General features: G+C 40.6%; 12 protein-coding genes and 4 pseudogenes. 3 read left to right on the top strand and 13 right to left on the bottom strand.

Features of this window, described 5'->3' with window-relative positions; genetic code table 11:
• Positions 1 to 90 precede the first annotated feature (90 nt).
• Together ACRWSG_RS13620 and ACRWSG_RS13615 are read right to left on the bottom strand one after the other, a co-directional pair.
• Positions 91 to 1,496 (bottom strand): annotated as a pseudogene (locus ACRWSG_RS13620) (sigma-54-dependent transcriptional regulator).
• Positions 1,493 to 2,607: pseudogene (locus tag ACRWSG_RS13615) on the bottom strand (sensor histidine kinase). Before ACRWSG_RS13615 ends, ACRWSG_RS13620 begins: the two co-directional pseudogenes overlap by 4 nt.
• 128 nt (positions 2,608 to 2,735) lie before the next feature.
• On the opposite strand from ACRWSG_RS13615, the gene ACRWSG_RS13610 reads away from it, so the two are divergent.
• Positions 2,736 to 3,323, top strand: a complete 588-nt coding sequence (locus ACRWSG_RS13610; RefSeq protein ID WP_199529241.1) for a DNA-3-methyladenine glycosylase I — start codon at positions 2,736 to 2,738, stop codon at positions 3,321 to 3,323.
• A 456-nt stretch (positions 3,324 to 3,779) separates the two neighbouring features.
• Here ACRWSG_RS13610 and ACRWSG_RS13605 read toward each other — a convergent pair whose 3' ends face one another.
• Complete coding sequence (locus tag ACRWSG_RS13605; protein WP_199529242.1) at positions 3,780 to 5,219, bottom strand: sigma-54 dependent transcriptional regulator; 1,440 nt, start codon at positions 5,217 to 5,219, stop codon at positions 3,780 to 3,782.
• Between the two features lie 293 nt (positions 5,220 to 5,512).
• Here ACRWSG_RS13605 and fliS point away from each other — a divergent pair, with 293 nt between their 5' ends.
• A complete protein-coding gene (gene fliS, locus ACRWSG_RS13600; protein ID WP_138599045.1) occupies positions 5,513 to 5,914 on the top strand; it encodes a flagellar export chaperone FliS in 402 nt (133 codons plus the stop codon).
• Positions 5,914 to 6,159 carry a hypothetical protein gene (locus ACRWSG_RS13595; RefSeq protein WP_462166528.1) on the top strand — a complete coding sequence of 82 codons (246 nt, stop codon included), beginning with the start codon at positions 5,914 to 5,916 and terminating at the stop codon, positions 6,157 to 6,159. Before fliS ends, ACRWSG_RS13595 begins: the two co-directional genes overlap by 1 nt.
• A gap of 263 nt (positions 6,160 to 6,422) precedes the next feature.
• Here the strand turns inward: ACRWSG_RS13595 and fliD are convergent, their stop codons facing one another.
• The 10 genes and pseudogenes from fliD to flgG form a co-directional block, all read right to left on the bottom strand.
• Positions 6,423 to 7,832, bottom strand: a complete 1,410-nt coding sequence (gene fliD / locus ACRWSG_RS13590; protein ID WP_199529243.1) for a flagellar filament capping protein FliD — start codon at positions 7,830 to 7,832, stop codon at positions 6,423 to 6,425.
• Between the two features lie 40 nt (positions 7,833 to 7,872).
• Positions 7,873 to 8,294 (bottom strand): annotated as a pseudogene (locus ACRWSG_RS13585) (flagellar protein FlaG).
• Between the two features lie 124 nt (positions 8,295 to 8,418).
• Positions 8,419 to 9,888 carry a flagellin gene (locus ACRWSG_RS13580; RefSeq protein WP_462166527.1) on the bottom strand — a complete coding sequence of 490 codons (1,470 nt, stop codon included), beginning with the start codon at positions 9,886 to 9,888 and terminating at the stop codon, positions 8,419 to 8,421.
• Positions 9,889 to 10,325: 437 nt separating this feature from the next.
• Positions 10,326 to 11,798, bottom strand: coding sequence for a flagellin (locus ACRWSG_RS13575; RefSeq protein WP_462166526.1), 1,473 nt, complete (start codon positions 11,796 to 11,798; stop codon positions 10,326 to 10,328).
• A gap of 230 nt (positions 11,799 to 12,028) precedes the next feature.
• Positions 12,029 to 13,285, bottom strand: coding sequence for a flagellar hook-associated protein FlgL (gene flgL / locus ACRWSG_RS13570; RefSeq protein ID WP_462166525.1), 1,257 nt, complete (start codon positions 13,283 to 13,285; stop codon positions 12,029 to 12,031).
• Positions 13,286 to 13,287: 2 nt separating this feature from the next.
• Positions 13,288 to 15,351, bottom strand: a pseudogene (gene flgK / locus ACRWSG_RS13565) (flagellar hook-associated protein FlgK).
• 13 nt (positions 15,352 to 15,364) lie between these two features.
• The gene (flgJ, locus tag ACRWSG_RS13560) at positions 15,365 to 16,333 is read right to left on the bottom strand and encodes a flagellar assembly peptidoglycan hydrolase FlgJ (protein WP_199529546.1); all 969 of its coding nucleotides are present in this window, start codon (positions 16,331 to 16,333) and stop codon (positions 15,365 to 15,367) included.
• Positions 16,334 to 16,527: 194 nt separating this feature from the next.
• Positions 16,528 to 17,622 carry a flagellar basal body P-ring protein FlgI gene (locus ACRWSG_RS13555; protein WP_462166524.1) on the bottom strand — a complete coding sequence of 365 codons (1,095 nt, stop codon included), beginning with the start codon at positions 17,620 to 17,622 and terminating at the stop codon, positions 16,528 to 16,530.
• A gap of 12 nt (positions 17,623 to 17,634) precedes the next feature.
• Positions 17,635 to 18,318, bottom strand: coding sequence for a flagellar basal body L-ring protein FlgH (flgH, locus tag ACRWSG_RS13550; protein ID WP_054553305.1), 684 nt, complete (start codon positions 18,316 to 18,318; stop codon positions 17,635 to 17,637).
• A gap of 15 nt (positions 18,319 to 18,333) precedes the next feature.
• The gene (flgG, locus tag ACRWSG_RS13545; protein WP_462166523.1) at positions 18,334 to 19,122 is read right to left on the bottom strand and encodes a flagellar basal-body rod protein FlgG; all 789 of its coding nucleotides are present in this window, start codon (positions 19,120 to 19,122) and stop codon (positions 18,334 to 18,336) included.
• Positions 19,123 to 19,132: the final 10 nt, after the last annotated feature.

The raw sequence follows: 19,132 nt of genomic DNA, 5'->3' as shown, positions 1-19,132 counted from the left end.
ACTTAATGCAGTTAATTTACTTGTCAGAGTTTTGACAGCAAACAAGCTCACAAAAATGCGAGCTTGTTTGACTAACTTTTTGGAAGGAGTTTATGCAGGTAAGGCGATACCCAAGTCTCGCATTTGCGCCAGTTTATAACGTAACGTGCGCGGACTGATACCTAAGGTTTCTGCAACCTCTTTACGCTTACCGTTACAACGCGCTAAGGTTTCTAAAATAATACGATGCTCTTTGTCTTTCAGCTCGTCTTTGTAATTACCTTGCTCACTCACTTGTGGCACGGTATCTAGATTAACTTCAACAGGCTGTTCTTGATATACCGGTGCGTTGTGTGGCGGCGTAGCGACTGGCTTGATATCCACCGTAAGCAACTCTTCAATAAAGACATCATCTTGATGAATACTATTACCATCGCATAATATCAACGCCCGTTGAATAACGTTATCGAGCTCTCGTACGTTACCTGGCGTTAAGCATGCGATAGCAGCTTTTGTTTCGCACCCTCACTTAGTTGAGCGATAGGTTCTTTACTTTTCAGGCAATGACGCTCAATTAGATGCTCAGCCAACACAACAATGTCACCAGGACGCTCGGCTAATGGTTTCCACATTAGCGGGAATACATTTAAGCGATAATATAAATCTTCCCTAAATAGATTTTCGCTCACTGCTTCTTTTAAATCTCGGTTGCTTGTAGCAAGAACACGAACATCAAGCTCTATGGTTTTACGACCGCCTAAGCGCTCTACTTCGCGCTCTTGAAGTACACGCAGTAATTTTGCTTGTAAGCCTAAATCCATCTCAGTGATTTCATCAAGTAAGATGGTACCACCTTGAGCTTGCTCAAATTTACCCGGGCAAGCTTGAATAGCGCCGGTAAACGCCCCTTTTTCGTAACCGAATAAAGTTGCTTCAAGCATGTTTTCAGGAATAGCAGCACAGTTAATAGCCACAAAGGGGGCATCGCTACGGTTTGATTTATCGTGGATAAAACGAGCCAACACTTCTTTACCTGACCCACTTGGGCCAAGCACCATAACACTGGCATCTGAGCGCGCTACTTTACTGGCAAGTTCTAATAACTTAATGCTCGATGGATCGGCAACAATTGGGCCATCGGTTTCTTTTTCCTTTTCAGGTAGATAACGACTCACCATGTTAAGGAGCACTTCTGGAGCAAACGGTTTTGCCATGTAATCAATCGCACCTAAACGCATTGCTTCTACAGCATCATCAATGGTGGCATAGGCTGTCATCATTAATACCGGCAGCTCAGGATAATTAAGTTTAATGCTACGTAATAGGTCAAGGCCACTCATGGCGCCCATTTGCACATCACTAACAACCAATGAATAGCTATTTTGCTTAAGCAAGATCATCGCTTGTTCAGCGCTATCTGCAGCAACGCAATCAATACCCGACATTTCAAGGGTATCGATCAGTGCTTCTCGTAAGCCTGCGTCGTCTTCAACGACTAAAATAGAGTTAGTATTCATTTTGCCTCCGCTGAGATTGGTTCTGCACTAATTGGCAAGATCAAACTAAAACATGCTCCCCCATGAGCATTATTAGTCACTTCAACCCGTCCTTGGTGCGCATTGGCTACTGAACTTACAACTGCAAGTCCAAGCCCCGTGCCTTGGCTTTTGGTAGTGTAAAAAGGTTCGAATAATTTGTTGGCATGACGTAAATCAACACCTGGGCCATTATCACTGACACTGATACGAACACAGTTTTCGCTAGTTTCGTCACGTTCGGCACTCAGGGTTACCACAGCCTCAGAGCCAATAATTTGAATACTATTGTGGATCAGGTTTTGAATAGCACTCGCCAGAGCAGTTTTATTACCCATAATTTCAATATCTGGCTCAGGCAAGTTCACGCTAAGTTCACTGTTATTTTGTGCAACCATAGCATCAGCACCGGCTTTTACTTCATTAAGTAACTGTTGCATTGAAACGCTTTCGACCACTTGTTGCTCACCACTTTTGGCAAATAACAGCATATCGTTCACTTGGGTTTCTAAATCTTTTAAACGCGACATTAGCTTCGTATGAAAGTTGCCACGCGAGCTTTCTGGCAATCGCTTTGAGCCTAAATTTGCGGCATACAGCATGGCCGCTGATAACGGTGTTCTGACTTGGTGAGCAAGCGAAGCGACCATTTTGCCAAGCGCACTTAAGCGCTGCATATGTGCAACTCGCTTTTGTAAGCGTCTGGTTTCAGTTAAATCTGTCATTAGAATTAACTGCCCTGGCTCTGGAGCAAGCGCAGTAATATCAAGCTTAATTAAACGGCCATCTTTAAGTGATACTTCATGTCCATCGTCTTGCTGTGGTCGAAATGAGCGTTGAATAACGCTAAACCACTTTTCACCTTCAAGGGGTTCACCTAGCATATCAATGGCAATTTGATTGGCTTTTGCGATCATGCCTCGGCCATCTAAAACCACCACACCCGCAGGCATGGTATCAACCAAATGGCGTCTAACCAACTGGCTTGTTGGCGCAGCTCACTCAATTCACCCACATACTCTTCTTGCTGTAGGCATGGGTTATATTGTTTGGCTGTGATAAATTGTGGTTTTAGGACATTTGCTAAGGCCATAATCAATACTCAAAAAATCGTGTCTACCTAGCTAAATGCACAATCCGTACCAAATTTATTTTTGTTTTATTTCAATAAATTAAAGACAAAAACAACACTGACAAAAAAATGACAATCGCGAGGGAATAATGCAAAAAGAACACCATTGTCGTTGCCCATGGCTCGATACCAGCAAAGAAGATTATGTGGCCTATCATGACCAAGAATGGGGGGTGCCATTATATGATGATCACCGCTTATTTGAGTTTATAACCTTAGAGTCAGCACAAGCGGGACTGAGTTGGTATACCATACTTAAAAAACGTGATGGCTATCGCAGTGCCTTTAAAAACTTTGTTGTTGAAGATGTTGCCAGAATGACCGAAGACGACGTCGAACGGTTAATGCAGTTTGAAGGCATTATTCGTAATCGCGCTAAAATCGCTGCTACTATCAATAACGCGCAGCGTTTTATTGAAATTCAAAAAGAATTCGGCAGTTTCTCAAACTACCAATGGCAGTTTATGGGTGGCAAGCCACTGGTAAACGACCTCGATAAATTAGCGGACTATCCGGCTATTACTGAAGCCTCAACAGCATTTGCCAAAGATTTAAAAAAGCGTGGCTTTAAGTTTTTAGGGCCAACCACTGTGTATGCGCATATGCAAGCCTGTGGCATGGTTAACGACCATAGTAATGATTGTTTTAGAAAACAAGAGATTATTGATAGTTATTAGGTGATATGGGCTAAGCTTGGCTTCTATCTTCTCGGTGCTGCAAGCAGCCTCCGGTGGTAAAAAGCTAATTAAGTAACTTATTCACAAAGAGGCTAAGAGACGCTGCGCTTATGAGGTAAAAATAAAGATGTTAAATTTTAGGCTCTAGGCTACTAGGTGTAGCGCGCAGCACCTCGATTACCTTGGTGGTAAAAGTATTAAGAGCCTGATTCACAAATAGGTTAAAGGAATATTGCGCTTTAAATATTAAAAGAAAGGGCTTGGTTTCTCATTTGTTCCTCATTATTTTCTCTTTGTGCAAAAAGCTTTTAGTGATTTATTACCACAGCAGACCCCGAATGAAAGACGGTGAGCGCGCCCGTAAGTTTAGCGCCTATAAATAAAGACACAGCCCATTCTATAGGCGTAATAACCATAGTACTTAGTTAATTTTTGCCTAAAACCTGCTCTTAACTATTAGTCACGCGTTAGGTTGTATTTCTTCATTTTTTCGACCAGTGTGGTGCGCCTAACACCTAAAATTTCTGCTGCACGTGCAACAACGTAATCATAGCGCTCTAATGCTTGGCTAATTAAGCTAATTTCTAGCTCAGCAAGATACTCTTTGAGCTCAATTCCTTCATCTGGTAATAAACCTGAGTCAGCCGTTGTTGCTGGTACTTCAGGTTCTTCATCATCGTAATCACTAAAGCCGGTACTGAAAATATCGTTGAAAGCATCTCGCTCCATCAACTCTTCAGGGTACTCAGGCTCATAAGCCTCAACTTCGATATAACGATATTTAGCTGGTAGGTCTGGCACATCAACTACTTTATCAGGGAACATGATCACCATGCGCTCAACTAAGTTAGCAAGCTCACGAATATTTCCCGGCCACGCATGCTCTTTTAAGCTTTGAATCGCACGCTCAGTGAATTTGGCCGTTGTGCCACTTTGCTCGTTCACACGACGCATTAACTCTTTTAAAAGCAGAGGAATGTCGTCAGCACGCTCACTTAGCGAAGGATTTTCAATTGGAAACACGTTTAAGCGATAAAAAAGGTCTTCACGGAAGTCGCCTTTTTCAATCATCTCTTCAAGGTTGCGGTGAGTTGCAGCAATAATTCGTACATCAGCTTGAATAGGCTTAGTACCCCCTACTCGCTCATAGCTACGCTCTTGCAACACACGTAGTAGTTTAACCTGCATTTGCAAAGGCATATCACCTATTTCATCTAGAAACAGCGTGCCGCCTTGCGCTAATTCAAAGCGCCCTTTGCGTGCAGAAATAGCGCCCGTAAAGGCCCCCTTTTCATGGCCAAATAGCTCACTTTCAAGAAGTTCGCCAGGAATAGCACCACAGTTTACCGGCACAAATGGCCCGGTATTGCGTTTAGAGAGTAAATGAACATTACGTGCAACAACTTCTTTACCTGTGCCTGACTCACCTAAGATCAGCACATTGGCATCGGTTTTTGCTACTTGCTCAATTAAAAAGCGCACATCTTTTACAGCTTCGGTTTCACCGACTAAACCATCAAATGATTTGTTGGATTTAGCTTGTTTATGGTCACCCGGTAGCATGCGCTGATATTGCTGACAATCATGCAATAGCTGAGTAGTTACGTCATGGTTAAACGGTTCACAAATTAAACCAACTACATTAGCAATGCTTAGCAGCGGTTTGAGTGTTTCACCAATTAATAAAAACGGAATGGCAGGAAACTGTTTGATCACAGCCTCGTGATTTAGCTGCTGTAAAGCACCAAGAATGACCATGCATTCTTGCTGTTGATGTTTTTCACAAAAAGACTGTAATGTAGTCTCATCAACTAATTGTGCAGTTTCACCAATGAAGGTAAGTGCTGCATGTAAACCTATCGCACGATTATTATTATTGTCTAAAATTAAGATCATTATTGGCGAACCACAGTTACCACGAGGTTAGTTAATTTCTAAATTGTAAGCGAGTTTAGGAGGGATGCAAGCGCTAAGCGGCAATTTATTGACATCAACGCCAAAAAATAGTCACTTAGCACTAAAATTTAATACTAAAGAATTAACTTACAAATTTAGCCTGTTTGAATTTTAAAATATTCTATACTCGTTGCTATAATCTCTATAGAAATGCTCAAAGAAAGATAACATCAATGGCATTAATATTGCTTATCTATTTTTATGAATCGGTGTTTTTAATATAGGATTTTCTCATGGCACATATATCGATAAAAAAGTACAGTCAAGTTAGCGTTAGCAACATTAATGAAATGTCTCCTTATGAGCAGATCAATTTGATTTTCAGCAATATTATCGGACGCTTAGCAGCAACTAAAGGCTTTATTGAGCGTAAAGAATTTGAAAAAAAAGGTGAAAATATTTCTACCTGCATTTTATTATTCGGTGCTCTACAAGATGCACTCAATTTTGAGCATGGCGGGGATATCTCTAGCAACCTACTATCGCTGTACGACTTTTGCCAACGCAGGTTAACTGAAGCAAATGTAAACAACGACATTGCAGCAGTAGATGATGTTATCCGTATCGTTAAAGAAATAAAAGAAGGGTGGGATTCTATTCCGCTCGAAGAGCGCATACCTAAAGCTGAGCAATAATGCCGAATTATAACGCTCTGAATGAATTACTCATTGCATTATCAGAGCACATAGATAAAACAGATATTGAGCTGGCAAGCCAAACGTTAATAGCTATTGACCAAGAGTTAAAACATTGGTGTGAGAGTGAAACACCACCTCAAGAAAAAGAGTTATTAGCTATACAAGCTAAAATTTTAGCCGCTACAGCTAGACTTAAAAACGCGAGAGATAAAACTCAAATCCGAGTTAATCAACCAGCGTAAATCACAAAAAGCTATTTCTAAATATAAAGCAACTAAACGCTAATTTTCGTTTAGTTGCTTTTGACATACTCAGTTATATAAACGCGTTATTAGCGCTATATCAATTGTGAAAAATAAAGTCGCGGTTGTAGATAGTGAATTGGTTTTTGTACTTCTATTCAAACAAAGTAAAATATTTACTAAATAGATCGTTTATGAACCAAAAGCAAAAAAGCGCCAAAAGAGTTGGCGCCTAAATACCGATAAGAAAATAGACTAATCAATTATTTACTTTGCTTAACAACCCCTGGCATATTATCAAGCTGCGCTTGCACATAGCTACTGGTTGAGTTCATCTGGGCTACAAGTAAATCCATGCTATTGTACTGTGCGTATAAACGAGACTCTAACGACTCCATTTTTCTTGCAAAATCAATTCGCTCATCATCTAAGCCATCTAACTGGGTTTGTTTACTGTCAATTCTGTTTTGAACAATACCATCTGAGTCTGTATAAAAGCTCATTAGCTCATCAAAAGACTGTGCAAAACCGCCCTCGTCTTCATTTTCACCTATAAAGAACTCCTGCACTAGGTCTACATCTGCTTCGACTTGCTCGTTTAGGCGTTCTGTGTCTAGGCTTAATTTACCGTAACGGTCTGCTTCAACCCCGAGTTTTGATAACGACAAACTACTGCCATCACTCAGGGTTACTTCACTGGTTAATTGCTGACGGAGTTTTGACATTACCCCACGAAGCATAGAATCACCAGCCATCACACCAGCGCCGTCTTCACCTGATTTACCTAAATTATTACTAAGCTCAAGTAATTCGTTATAACTTTCAATAAAACTGTTTAAGCCTGCTTTAATATTATTGTTATTTTCAGTAATTTTTAACGTGCTATCATCGTCATCAGTGCCATGTGCTTTTTTGGCGGTAATCGTTACACCGTCAATAACATTTGCAAACTCGTTATCACTGCTAGTAACTGTTAAATTACCATCTATGGTAATTGAAGCATCTATTGCAGCAATTACTTCACTGATGTTTGTCACCCCTGCATCTGTGTCATAGCCTAGAGCCGATAAACCTGCCGCGTCAGTATTATCGCCATCAGCATCAGTTGCTGTAACTTTTATTGCGTTTTCAACACCACTATTTTTTGCGGATAAAACTAAATGCTGGCCATTATCGTCGGTAATAATCGTTGCTGTTACATTGTCGTTATCTTTACTGTCATTAATCGCATCACGAATTTCAGACAAAGTTGCAGTATCTGACACATCAATATCAAAACTATTCTCACCTGACGCTATAGTTAACGTCCCTTCACCAACTGCGGCATCTTCTGCAAATGCACTTGACATCAATTTATGTTCAGTCGCAAGATTGTTTACTTTTACATTATAACCACCAGGCTGAGCCTCTTTATCTGAGCTTAGTGTTACAAAATCATCACTACCAGAAATACTACGTTTTTGGTAGTTATCAACCTCACCTAACGCTTCCATTGAGGTTTGCAATTTTTCAAGCGCTGATTTTAGTGCACCTGCAGCTGAAATATCTGTAGTTAACGTTGCTTCCTTGTTGTTTAAACGTGAAGTAAAAGGGGTACTTTCAGCGCTAACCAAAGCATCAACAATATCTGCTACTGCTAAGCCCGAGCCTAAACCATTAAATGAAATAGCCATAATACTTCCTCACATTACACATTTAACTTAACAAAAAACTTTAAACAGTTTGATCAATTAAAAAACCTGCGGTTTCTGAAAGTTTAGCCACTAGGCTCAACACTTCTTCAGATGGGTATTGCTTAATTAGCTCACCACTGTTTTTATCAACCACTTTAATAACATCACGGCCCGACTCTTCATCAACTTGAAACTGCAAACTTCGATTCATTTCGCCCATGAAATCTTGCAATTGTTGCGCCATCTTCTCAAGCTGCTCACGACCAATTCATCTTTTTCACCGCTTTGTTGCGATTTTTTTTGCGCTTGCTGAGAGCTTTGCTCCATTTGTTGTTGAAGTGTATTTTCCGTTTTATTTGATTCATCAACCGCCGTTGCTGTTAATTGAGGACTCGCCGCTAACTTATCATCAGCTTTTTGCGGAGCCACTGCAAAATCAGGGCTTTGGGTTATTGCACTCATAACGCCTCCTTAAACATTTTACCCTAGGGTAATACAACAAAAGGAGATTAGCACAAGCCAATCTCCTTTTTATTTTAGTTAACTAATGCTGACTTAACCATTAGTGTTGTAACTAATCACACTATTAACCAATTAAGCTAAGCGCTGCTTGTGGTAATTGGTTCGCTTGCGACAAGATTGATGTACCCGCTTGTTGCAAGATTTGGTTTTTAGTCATAGCAGCTGTTTCAGATGCAAAATCAGTGTCTTGAATACGGCTACGTGAAGCAGATACGTTCTCTTGAACATTTGCTAAATTACTGATTGTTTGACTAAAGCGGTTTTGCACCGCACCTAAGTTTGCTCTTTGTGCATCAATTTGCGATAACGCACCATCTATAACAGCTAATGCGCTTTGTGAGCCATCCTGACTTGTAATATCCAAATCAGAAACTTTATTAAGTGAAGCTACTGCATCAGCACCTAAATCTGCATCAGTGGCTGTTACAACGCTAAAGCTGTTATCTGAAGACAGTTTAATACTCCCAGCTACAGCAACACTATCAGCCGCAGCAGCTTGTCCATCCAATGCAATAGCAGTAGTTTGAACAGTCCCGTCTTGGGCAACACCTTTTACTTCCATATCAGCTGTAGCTGCCGTAAAATCAGAAATGTTAATATCTTTACCAGATTCATCTGTAAGCACTAATTTACCATCTTTACTCTCAGCAGTAACACCCGTGTTACTTGTTTCTGCGTTTATTGCAGAAGCTAAATCTGTTAAGTCACTTGTGTCAGCTACCGATGCTGAGATTTGTGTTCCATTCAACTCAAAGGTTACAGAGTCAGCGGCTGTTAAAGATATCTCAGCCTGAGATCTTGCATCAGCTGTTACACCTGTAGAATTAGATAGCTCATTTATAGCTGTTGCAATTTCACTAGCTTCAGCTCCTCCGCCAATCGCAGCTGGCAAATCTATTCCGTTAACTGTTAAAGCACCACCAGCCACTCCGTTGGCAGCAAGGGTAGCATTATCTGCAGCAGCAGCAGCTCGACCTAACCCCAGTGCTGAGGCAGCAGCTCCAGCCAATGTTGTTTCGAAAGAGCCGATATCACTTGCAGCAACGCTCTTAAGAGTCACCCCAATAGTTTCATTAGCGTTTGAACCTACTTGGAATGACTTTGTACCGAATGAACCATCCAGTAACTGCTGACCACCAAACGATGTTGTTTCTGCAATTCGTGTTAACTCTGTATTTAACTGTACAACTTCTTTCTGTAATGCTTCACGATCTTTATCTGAATTCGAACCATTTGCTGACTGAAGTGCAAGTTCACGCATACGTTGTAAAATATCAGTAGAAGCTTGCATTGCGCCTTCTGCGGTTTGCGCCATTGAGATACCATCATTTGCATTACGTTGCGCTACAGCTAAGCCATTTACCTGCGAAGTTAAACGATTTGAAATTTGTAGACCTGCCGCATCATCTTTTGCGCTATTAATGCGCATACCTGATGCTAAACGCTCCATTGACGTTGCTAGACCTTGACCTGATTTAGACAAGTTACGTTGAGCATTTAATGAAGATACATTTGTATTTACTGTTAAAGCCATGATAAAACTCCTGATTACTTTCGTAATATATCTGTTTTGATTTAACCAAGAACTTTCACAATTTGTATGTTCAAGCTCCGTACTGGTTAAGTTAACGGCAGATGCGAATTTATCTTTAGGCTTTTTTTTAAAAAAATGGATTTTATTTGAGGGTTTCAACTTAAAAAACTGATTTTAATCACTTTTTATTTTAAAACTATTTAAATTTTTTCGCTTAAATCGTATTCCCCTCTCATTTACTGCTCACTGTTTCTCTTTGTGCAAAAAGGTTTTAAGTGAATTAGTTACAAAGAGCATTAAAGCCACTGTGCGTTTCACTAAGAAATAAGAAAATTGTAATAAAAGAACACCGAGTGAATGCCGCCTACCTATTTTATTGTTTACGCAATAAAAAAGCGCAACTTGTGCGCTTTTCATATATAAAGCTATAATTTTAACTAACCACCTAACAAGCTGATCGCCGCTTGTGGTATTTGGTTAGCTTGCGATAAAATTGACGTACCCGCTTGTTGTAAGATTTGGTTTTTTGTCATAGCTGCTGTTTCAGATGCGAAATCAGTGTCTTTAATACGACTGCGTGAAGCAGATACGTTCTCTTGAACATTTGCTAAATTACTGATTGTTTGACTAAAGCGGTTTTGCACCGCACCTAAGTTTGCTCTTTGTGAATCAATTTGTGATAGCGCACCATCTATGATAGCTAGAGCGCTCTGAGAGCCATCCTGAGTATCGATGTTTATATCAGATACATTATTAAGAATAGCAACAGCATCAGCACCTAAATCTGCATCAGTGGCTGTTACAACGCTAAAGCTGTTATCTGAAGACAGTTTAATACTCCCAGCTACAGCAACACTATCAGCCGCAGCAGCTTGTCCATCCAATGCAATAGCAGTAGTTTGAACAGTCCCGTCTTGGGCAACACCTTTTACTTCCATATCAGCTGTAGCTGCCGTAAAATCAGAAATGTTAATATCTTTACCAGATTCATCTGTAAGCACTAATTTACCATCTTTACTCTCAGCAGTAACACCCGTGTTACTTGTTTCTGCGTTTATTGCAGAAGCTAAATCTGTTAAGTCACTTGTGTCAGCTACCGATGCTGAGATTTGTGTTCCATTCAACTCAAAGGTTACAGAGTCAGCGGCTGTTAAAGATATCTCAGCCTGAGATCTTGCATCAGCTGTTACACCTGTAGAATTAGATAGCTCATTTATAGCTGTTGCAATTTCACTAGCTTCAGCTCCTCCGCCAATCGCAGCTGGCAAATCTATTCCGTTAACTGTTAAAGCACCACCAGCCACTCCGTTGGCAGCAAGGGTAGCATTATCTGCAGCAGCAGCAGCTCGACCTAACCCCAGTGCTGAGGCAGCAGCTCCAGCCAATGTTGTTTCGAAAGAGCCGATATCACTTGCAGCAACGCTCTTAAGAGTCACCCCAATAGTTTCATTAGCGTTTGCACCTACTTGGAATGACTTTGTACCGAATGAACCATCCAGTAACTGCTGACCACCAAACGATGTTGTTTCTGCAATTCGTGTTAACTCTGTTTTTAATTGAGTTACTTCTTTTTGCAGGGCCGCACGGTCTTTATCTGAATTCGAACCATTTGCAGATTGAAGCGCAAGCTCTCGCATGCGCTGTAATATATCAGTAGAAGCTTGCATTGCCCCTTCAGCGGTTTGCGCCATTGAGATACCATCATTGGCGTTACGCTGTGCCACCGCTAAACCATTTATTTGTGAGGTTAGACGGTTTGAAATTTGTAGGCCTGCTGCATCATCTTTTGCGCTATTGATACGCATACCCGATGCTAAACGTTCCATTGACGTTGCTAGACCATCGCTCGATTTAGTTAAGTTACGTTGTGCGTTAAGTGACGACACATTAGTATTGACTGTTAATGCCATTTTACCATCTCCTAGTTTTAATTAGGCTGTGGTCCAATGAACTTGTGAGGAACCACGCGCTTTGTAAAACTTAAAAGCAGGAAATGTGCCAGCTCAAAGAAAAATTACAACCCACTGTTTTTAAATAACTTTTAAAACTTCTTGTTTGTAAATGTAAGAAATAAAAAGGCCAGTGACAATTTTTTGCCACTGGCCTAATAGAAAGGCAAACCTTTACCGTATGAGTTTAATTATAAATAATCAAAAAGCGTTAAATTAGCTAAACGACCAAAGGTTGCTTGTGAAGCCTGTAATGCGGTTTCATGCCTTGTTAAGTCACTAATTGCTTCGGCCATATCAACTTCAACCAAATTTGATTTACTCGATTTATTATTGATATCTATCGCACTATTTGAATCAGTGATACTTTCAACCAAGTTCATTCGAGCACCTAAACTTGCTTGTGTGAATACCACTTGTTCGCTGGCGCTTTGTAATTGGTCTAAACCGTCTGCCAGTGCATCATTAAGCTCATCACCTTCTAAACTACTATTTAAATTGGTGATTAAGTTTTGCATAGTATTGAGTACATTTTCTTTATGTGGGGCCTCTAATTCGAACTCTAATGTCCCTGGTGCAGTGCCTTCTAGCTTAAACTCCATGCCTGCGTATTCAATAGACTCACCGGTATACTCACCTGTGACTGCTGGTGTAACGGGGTTACCATAACCATCATTAATTACATAGGTATCTGGATCGCCCGGATTAACACCGGCGACAAGCTCAACCTGAAAAGAGTTATCTGCAGCTGTAGCTGTGGGATTTAAATCATAATTTGCTTTATGGAACTTATCAAAATCGGCTTGGTTTTTTACATACACAGTACTTTGTGCAGTAATACTCCCCGTTACAGTGCCTTCGTTATCAACAACATTTAAACGCGCATTTACATTTTCAAAAGCACTAAAGCCATTATCGCTCGATTTAACATTAACACCTTGTGCAATAGTGACTGAATGCTGGCCTTGGTCGCCTTGATAGTCGTATTGACCTGTATTTGAGTTAAAGCTATAGGTTTGAGTTGTATCTTGATAGCCAGAAAAAATATATTTACCGTCTTCTGATTGACTATTCATTAAGCTCACTAGGCTTTTTTGCAGCTCGCTTAATTCACTCGCAATAGATTTTAAATCATCATCACTCATGGCACCACTACCCGCTCGAATCGTCAGCTCCTGGGCTGCCTGAATGGTGGTGTTGATACTTTGTAAGATACTTTCTTCTGTTTCTAGCCGCCCATTCAACTGATTAATATTTTTAGTATACTGCTCGTTTGTTTGAATTTTATTTGTATATAATGCTGCTTGTGAGTAAGCAGACGGGCTTTCAGAGGTCGATAAATACTTTTTACCTGTTGTTACACGCTCTTGTGCATTAGCAACACCTTGCTGACCTTCAAGAATTTTATTAACGCTATTTTGGTACATTAAGTTATTTGATAAACGCATAATTACCTCGCCGAATTAAGTAAGGTGTCGAATATTGAACGAGCAGTGGCAAGTACTTGCGCTGATGCTGCATACGACTGTTGAAAGCGCAGTAAGTTTGCCGCTTCTTCATCAAGGTTTACCCCTGATAATGATTCATACCAAGCTTCTGACTGCTCTGCTAATGCGCTAAACGCCTGTTGACTTGTTTGTGCCTGCGAAGTAACTACACCAATATCTGATACTAAACCAGTGTATGCTTGATTTAGAGTTTTATGATTATTCTTTGAATTACCTGAAACATTTTGCCTGACAATGTTATCGTTTTGAATGTCAGCTAATAGTTGCCCATTACGGTTATCATCAAAGCCATCTACATTAGCCTCTATAGTGAATGAGTCACCTAAAGCTGGTGTGCCTTCAATGTTAAAGTCAAAACCAACTTCCTCCGCAGTGAGCGTTGTAATATCATCTAAAACGCCCGCTGCCTCAGCTTGTTGAATAATATTTTTACCCGATGAATCAATTGTAAATGGATCAGTCTCATTGGTACCATCACTTAAGGTGTACATATCGGGGTTTTCAGCGCTTTTTGTTAAAGTTAAAGACCCTGTTGGTAATTGTAACGCTGGGGTGTCTGTGAAATTTGACACATCAGATACAGTTCCAGCTGAAATACTGGCAGTGCCTGTATTGTTAATATCGTTTGCAGTACGAATAGGTGAAGCGAGTGCGATATCTTCTGGACGATTTGTTGCAAGCTCTAAGCTTGTTGATGCTTGAGAGTTGAGTTTAACCATAAATTGGTCATCAACACTTGGCGGATTAGTCATATCGAGGGTAACTTCTAAACCAAACAAATCTAAACCTGAGTTGTTTAATGAATTAACCTTACCTGTGGCTGGGTCAACGTCTGCTATAGTAAAAATATCATCGCCGTTGGCATCTTTAATCGTCTCGCCTTTATTATCAACAGGGTAAATTTCAACTTCATTTGTATCACTGTATTTCACAATAAAATCACTGGCCGGCAAATTACTGCCTTGTCCAGGTTCAACCGTTGCCGTCATACTCGAATTACCGTTATTAGCTTGATAAGCAAATGCATCAACGGTAGGAATTTTAAATATATCCCCACCTAAATTGCCATCGCCATCCATACCTAAATGATTTTGCTGATTAAAAGCATCGGCCAATGTTAAACCCATTTGACCCAATTGATTTTGTGCTGGCACTAAAATATCGTCACGAAATGCCAGTAAGCCACCAATTTTGCCTTTTAACTTATCTGTATCTAATTCTAGCGAAATAGCTTTACCGTCATTAGTATCTAAGTGTAATTCTTTAAAATTAGGATCAGGGTCGCCCGTTAAAGAAAATAGATTAAAAGCACCATGCTGCATTACTAAGGCTTGGCCTGTTCCCATATATACTTGTTTAGAACCATTGGATCATCAACTGTTTCAATATCGATTAGCTCAGATAAATCACGAATTGCTTTATCTCGTTCATTATAAAGCGAGCTAGATCCTGATTCTTGTGAGGTGCCATCTACTGACGCGATCTTAGTATTTAATTCACTGATAGTTTGAATAAGGTCGTTTGCTTCTTCAGAGAAAATCTCTAATTGATCATTAACTACGGTTTGCTGATCTGCAACAATGCCTGATAAACGCTCCATTTGGTCAATTAGACTTTGTGCATCAGTCATTACTAATGACCGTGCTACAGATGATGAAGGCTGGTTTAAACTTTCTTGTATGTTGTTAAAAAACGAGTTGATACTGGTTGATAAGCTGTTTGACTCTTCAGAAAACAAGCTATCAACTCGACTCGCTTCTGTGACGAATTGATCAAAAAAAAGTTTTACTAGAGGTATCTCGATTTAGTTGCTTTTGCGCAAATTCATTCAGTAAACGATACGTTTCACCACGACCAACTTGATTATCGATCATGGTTGTGAACTCAGTGCGCTCACGCACATAGCCCTCGGTATTAACGTTGGCGATGTTTTTACTGGTGGTTTGTAAAAGCTCAGAGTTAGCTCTGATACCTGCATTTGCTATGTCATATAAGCTAAATGACATGAGGGTCTACTCCTTAACGTACCAATGAAGCAGCGACGCTTTGAAGCTCAACGCGCTTCAATACCTGCTTAATTTTATCGGCATAATTTGGATCAGTTGCATAACCTGCTTTTTGTAACGAATCTAAAAAGGCTGCAGGCTCTGCGGTATTATTGAGTGCTTCTTGATAACGTGGATTTTCATTTAAGAAATCCACAAAATCATTAACACTGTCTTTAATCGATTGATAAGAGCGGAAACTGGCTTGCTTTTTAACTGGCACGCCTTGTTCAAATTCAAGCGTGACTTTGCTTGCTTTATCGCCTTGCCAGCTCCTATCCGATTTAATATTGAATAAGTTGTTACTACTGGTGCCATCAGCTTTACTGATGATGTGTTTACCCCAGCCCGTTTCGAGTGCAGCTTGAGCAACCATCACAGCTGGGTTTAAGCCAATTTTCTGTGCGGCATTTTTAGCATGCTCCCAAACAGAGCTAATGAAAGACTCAGCATCTTCAAAGCGGTTTTCTGATTGCTCGTTTGCTGATGTATCAGCAACAACTTGTGGTTTAGCCTTAATCTCAGCAGTGCTATCAAGGGTGCCGCTTGCACGTTTATCACTATCAAACTCAGCCGTCGTTCTAAGCACAGAACCTGGGGTAAACTGTTTACCATCTGGCGAGAGCTGCTGAACGATTAAGTCAGCTAAGCCGAGCGAACCATTTGATGAAAGCTCAACCGACATTTGTTGGTCATGCATCTCTTCAAAAAATTTAACGCCGCTTGAATTAAATGGGCTGTCTTTATCTTCAAACGCTTCATTTGCTTTACGCATGCTTTTCAGCAGCATCTGAGTGAAGATAGATTCAAATTGTGCCGCCGCTTTTTTCAGCGCCTCTTTTGACGCATCGCTAGAGGCATCACTTTTTAAGGCATTTTGACGTAATGAGTCTAAGTTGCCTAAATCAAAAAAGTTTTGCTTGTCGAGATGATTAGTATCCATCAGCTTTTTGACACAATAGTTAATAATGAAATTTAAAATGCAAAAATTGCGCCAATAAAAAGCTTTTATAAATGAGTAGCTAATAACGGATAGTGGAATGGTGTAACTTCAGGGCCAAGGTTTTGACTGATGTTTATACACTGAAGGATTAAAAGTTATAGAAACAAAAAACGCGCTCGACAGCGCGTTTTAATTTAAATGATAACCAGTTGCCCGTTTATCGCCCCCGCTTCTTTTAAAGCTTCTAGGATTGCCATTAAATCACCCGGTGCGATCCCCACCTCATTGATTGCGCGTACGAGATCATCAAGATTAACACCTGGATTAAATACAAAAGCACGTGAATCATCTTCGTTCACATCAATAATACTTTGATTGGTAACGGTAGTTTCACCATCACTTAAAGCATTTGGCTGTGACGCATTTTGCTGCTCAGCAATCGTAACCGTTAAACCACCATGAGTTATTGCCGCAGGCTGTAGCTTCACATTTTTGCCAATCACAATTGTACCTGTGCGGGAGTTAACAATAATTTTTGCTGCTGTGTCTGCAGGCTTAAACTCTAAGTTTTCAAGGGTAGATAAATACGCAACACGTTGAGATGCATCTCGCGGTGCTAACACTCGCACTGACGCTGCATCAATTGCCTGAGCACTATCAGGACCCACTAAATCATTAATCGTTTGTTCTAAGCGTTTAGCCGTTGTGAAATCTGGGCGATTTAAATTAAAGGTAATATAGTCACCTTGCATAAACGGGCTCTTAATAGCACGCTCTACAATGGCACCGTTTGGAATACGACCCACTGTGGGTGTGTTAATAATTACACGGCTACCATCAGCCCCTTCCGCACCTAAACCACCTACAACTAAGCTACCTTGTGCAATCGCATAGGTATTGCCATCAACCCCTTTTAAAAAGGTTTGTAATAAGGTACCACCACGTAAACTACCCGCACTACCAATAGACGAAACCGTAATATCAATGGTTTGACCCGGTTTTCTAAATGCCGGTAACTCTGCATGCACAGCCACAGCTGCAACATTTTTAATCTTAGGTTTTAAGCTATCTGGTAAGGTGATACCAAAACCATTTAACATGGCTTTAAAGCTTTGTTGAGTAAATCGGCTTTGTTCGCCTGTGCCAGGCAAACCAACAACCAATCCATAACCCACTAATTGGTTAGAGCGTACACCCTCAACCATAGATACATCTTTGACTCGCTCAGCCTGTGCAGAAAACTGCAGGCTAATTAAGCAAAGAGCGATGATGTATTTAAACCCATTCATGACTTTATTCCTCTAAAATGGGAAAAGCGAACTACTAAAGAAACGAGACAGCCAACCTGCACTTTGCGTTTCTTGAATTTGCCCTTTACCTGAGTATTGAATTCGCGCATTAGCAATACGATTGGAAGTTACTGTGTTATCTGCTTGCACATCTTCAGGACGAACTAAACCTTCTAGGCGAATAAATTCTTCACCAGTATTCAAAGTGAGCCATTTTTCACCACGAATAACCAAGTTCCCATTCGGTAAAACACGCATCACATTGACAGAAATATCACCAAATAAGCTATTTGATTGGTTAGACTTTGAATCGCCTTTAAACGATGCCCCTGAGCCAATACCAAACTGAATGCTGTCGCCACCAATGTTAACCGGGTTTCCGCCAAGCCCAATAACAGGGTCTAAACTAGCATCTGTTTCTTTGTCGGTTTCAGTTTTTGCCGCTTTAGTTGCTTGGGTAGACTCTTGCAATTTAACAGTGATGATATCGCCGGCGCGTAATGCCTTTTTATCTGAGTACAAGTCATTTGCCGAATAACTATCAAACAACGAACCTGTTGGTACCACTTGTTCAGTACTTGGTTCCGGATACATAGGCGCATAGTAAGGGTCATCCTGAACCACATGATGATTTTGCGTTGTCATACAACCACCCAGCATCAATGCTGCTGATGTGACTAAGATAATATTACGCATGCTGCCTCCTACCCATTAAAGTTGCTGATTGATGTAACTAAGCATTTCATCAACAGCTGAAATCACTTTTGAATTCATTTCATAAATTCGTTGCGTTTCAATCAAGTTAACAAGCTCTTCCGTTACATTCACGTTAGAGGTTTCAAGGGAACCTTGAACCACAGTGCCTAAACCATCGATACCAGGATTACCTTGCACAGGTGCGCCACTCACAGCGGTTTCTGTGTATAAGTTTTGCCCCATAGGCTCAAGACCCGATGGATTAATAAAATCACTAATGGTGAGCTGACCGATGACCACGTTCTCTGCTTGACCTGAAATACGCACTGATACTTCACCGTCTTGTGAAACAGTAATTGATTGTGCATCGTCTGGTACGTTCATTTCTGGCTGTAATGGAAAACCCGCGCCGGAAGTTACAATGCGACCATCTTCGTCAGTCGTGAATTGACCATTACGTGAATAGGCAATATTGCCATCTGGTAATTGCACTTCAAAAAAACCTGGGCCTGAGATCATCCAGTCCAATGAATTTTCAGTGGTAAGCATATTACCTTGTGAAAAGTTCTTTTGGTTAGCAACCACTTTGGCACCGGCACCAAGCATTAAGCCTGACGGCATTTCAGTGTCTTGCGACGAGCGGTCACCTGGCTGGTTAATGTTTTGATATAGTAAATCTTCAAATACGGCGCGGCTTTTTTTGTAGCCTACCGTGCTGGCATTCGCGAGATTATTTGAGATCACCGAAATATCGGTTTGCTGGGCGTCAAGCCCGGTTTTACTGATCCATAATGCAGGATTCATAACTCTACCC

This window comes from Pseudoalteromonas sp. GB43, assembly GCF_054923805.1.
Note: the sequence above shows the minus strand (reverse complement) of the source record. Positions and strands in the feature narration are given on the sequence as shown.

Coding starts and splice junctions, on each gene's coding strand:
- ACRWSG_RS13575 (WP_462166526.1), bottom strand. CDS start 11,798: ATGGCATTAACAGTCAATACTAATGTGTCGTCACTTAACGCACAACGT.
- ACRWSG_RS13580 (WP_462166527.1), bottom strand. CDS start 9,888: ATGGCTTTAACAGTAAATACAAATGTATCTTCATTAAATGCTCAACGT.
- flgJ (WP_199529546.1), bottom strand. CDS start 16,333: ATGGATACTAATCATCTCGACAAGCAAAACTTTTTTGATTTAGGCAAC.
- ACRWSG_RS13605 (WP_199529242.1), bottom strand. CDS start 5,219: ATGATCTTAATTTTAGACAATAATAATAATCGTGCGATAGGTTTACAT.
- flgL (WP_462166525.1), bottom strand. CDS start 13,285: ATGCGTTTATCAAATAACTTAATGTACCAAAATAGCGTTAATAAAATT.
- ACRWSG_RS13595 (WP_462166528.1), top strand. CDS start 5,914: ATGCCGAATTATAACGCTCTGAATGAATTACTCATTGCATTATCAGAG.
- flgH (WP_054553305.1), bottom strand. CDS start 18,318: ATGCGTAATATTATCTTAGTCACATCAGCAGCATTGATGCTGGGTGGT.
- ACRWSG_RS13610 (WP_199529241.1), top strand. CDS start 2,736: ATGCAAAAAGAACACCATTGTCGTTGCCCATGGCTCGATACCAGCAAA.
- fliS (WP_138599045.1), top strand. CDS start 5,513: ATGGCACATATATCGATAAAAAAGTACAGTCAAGTTAGCGTTAGCAAC.
- flgG (WP_462166523.1), bottom strand. CDS start 19,122: ATGAATCCTGCATTATGGATCAGTAAAACCGGGCTTGACGCCCAGCAA.
- fliD (WP_199529243.1), bottom strand. CDS start 7,832: ATGGCTATTTCATTTAATGGTTTAGGCTCGGGCTTAGCAGTAGCAGAT.
- ACRWSG_RS13555 (WP_462166524.1), bottom strand. CDS start 17,622: ATGAATGGGTTTAAATACATCATCGCTCTTTGCTTAATTAGCCTGCAG.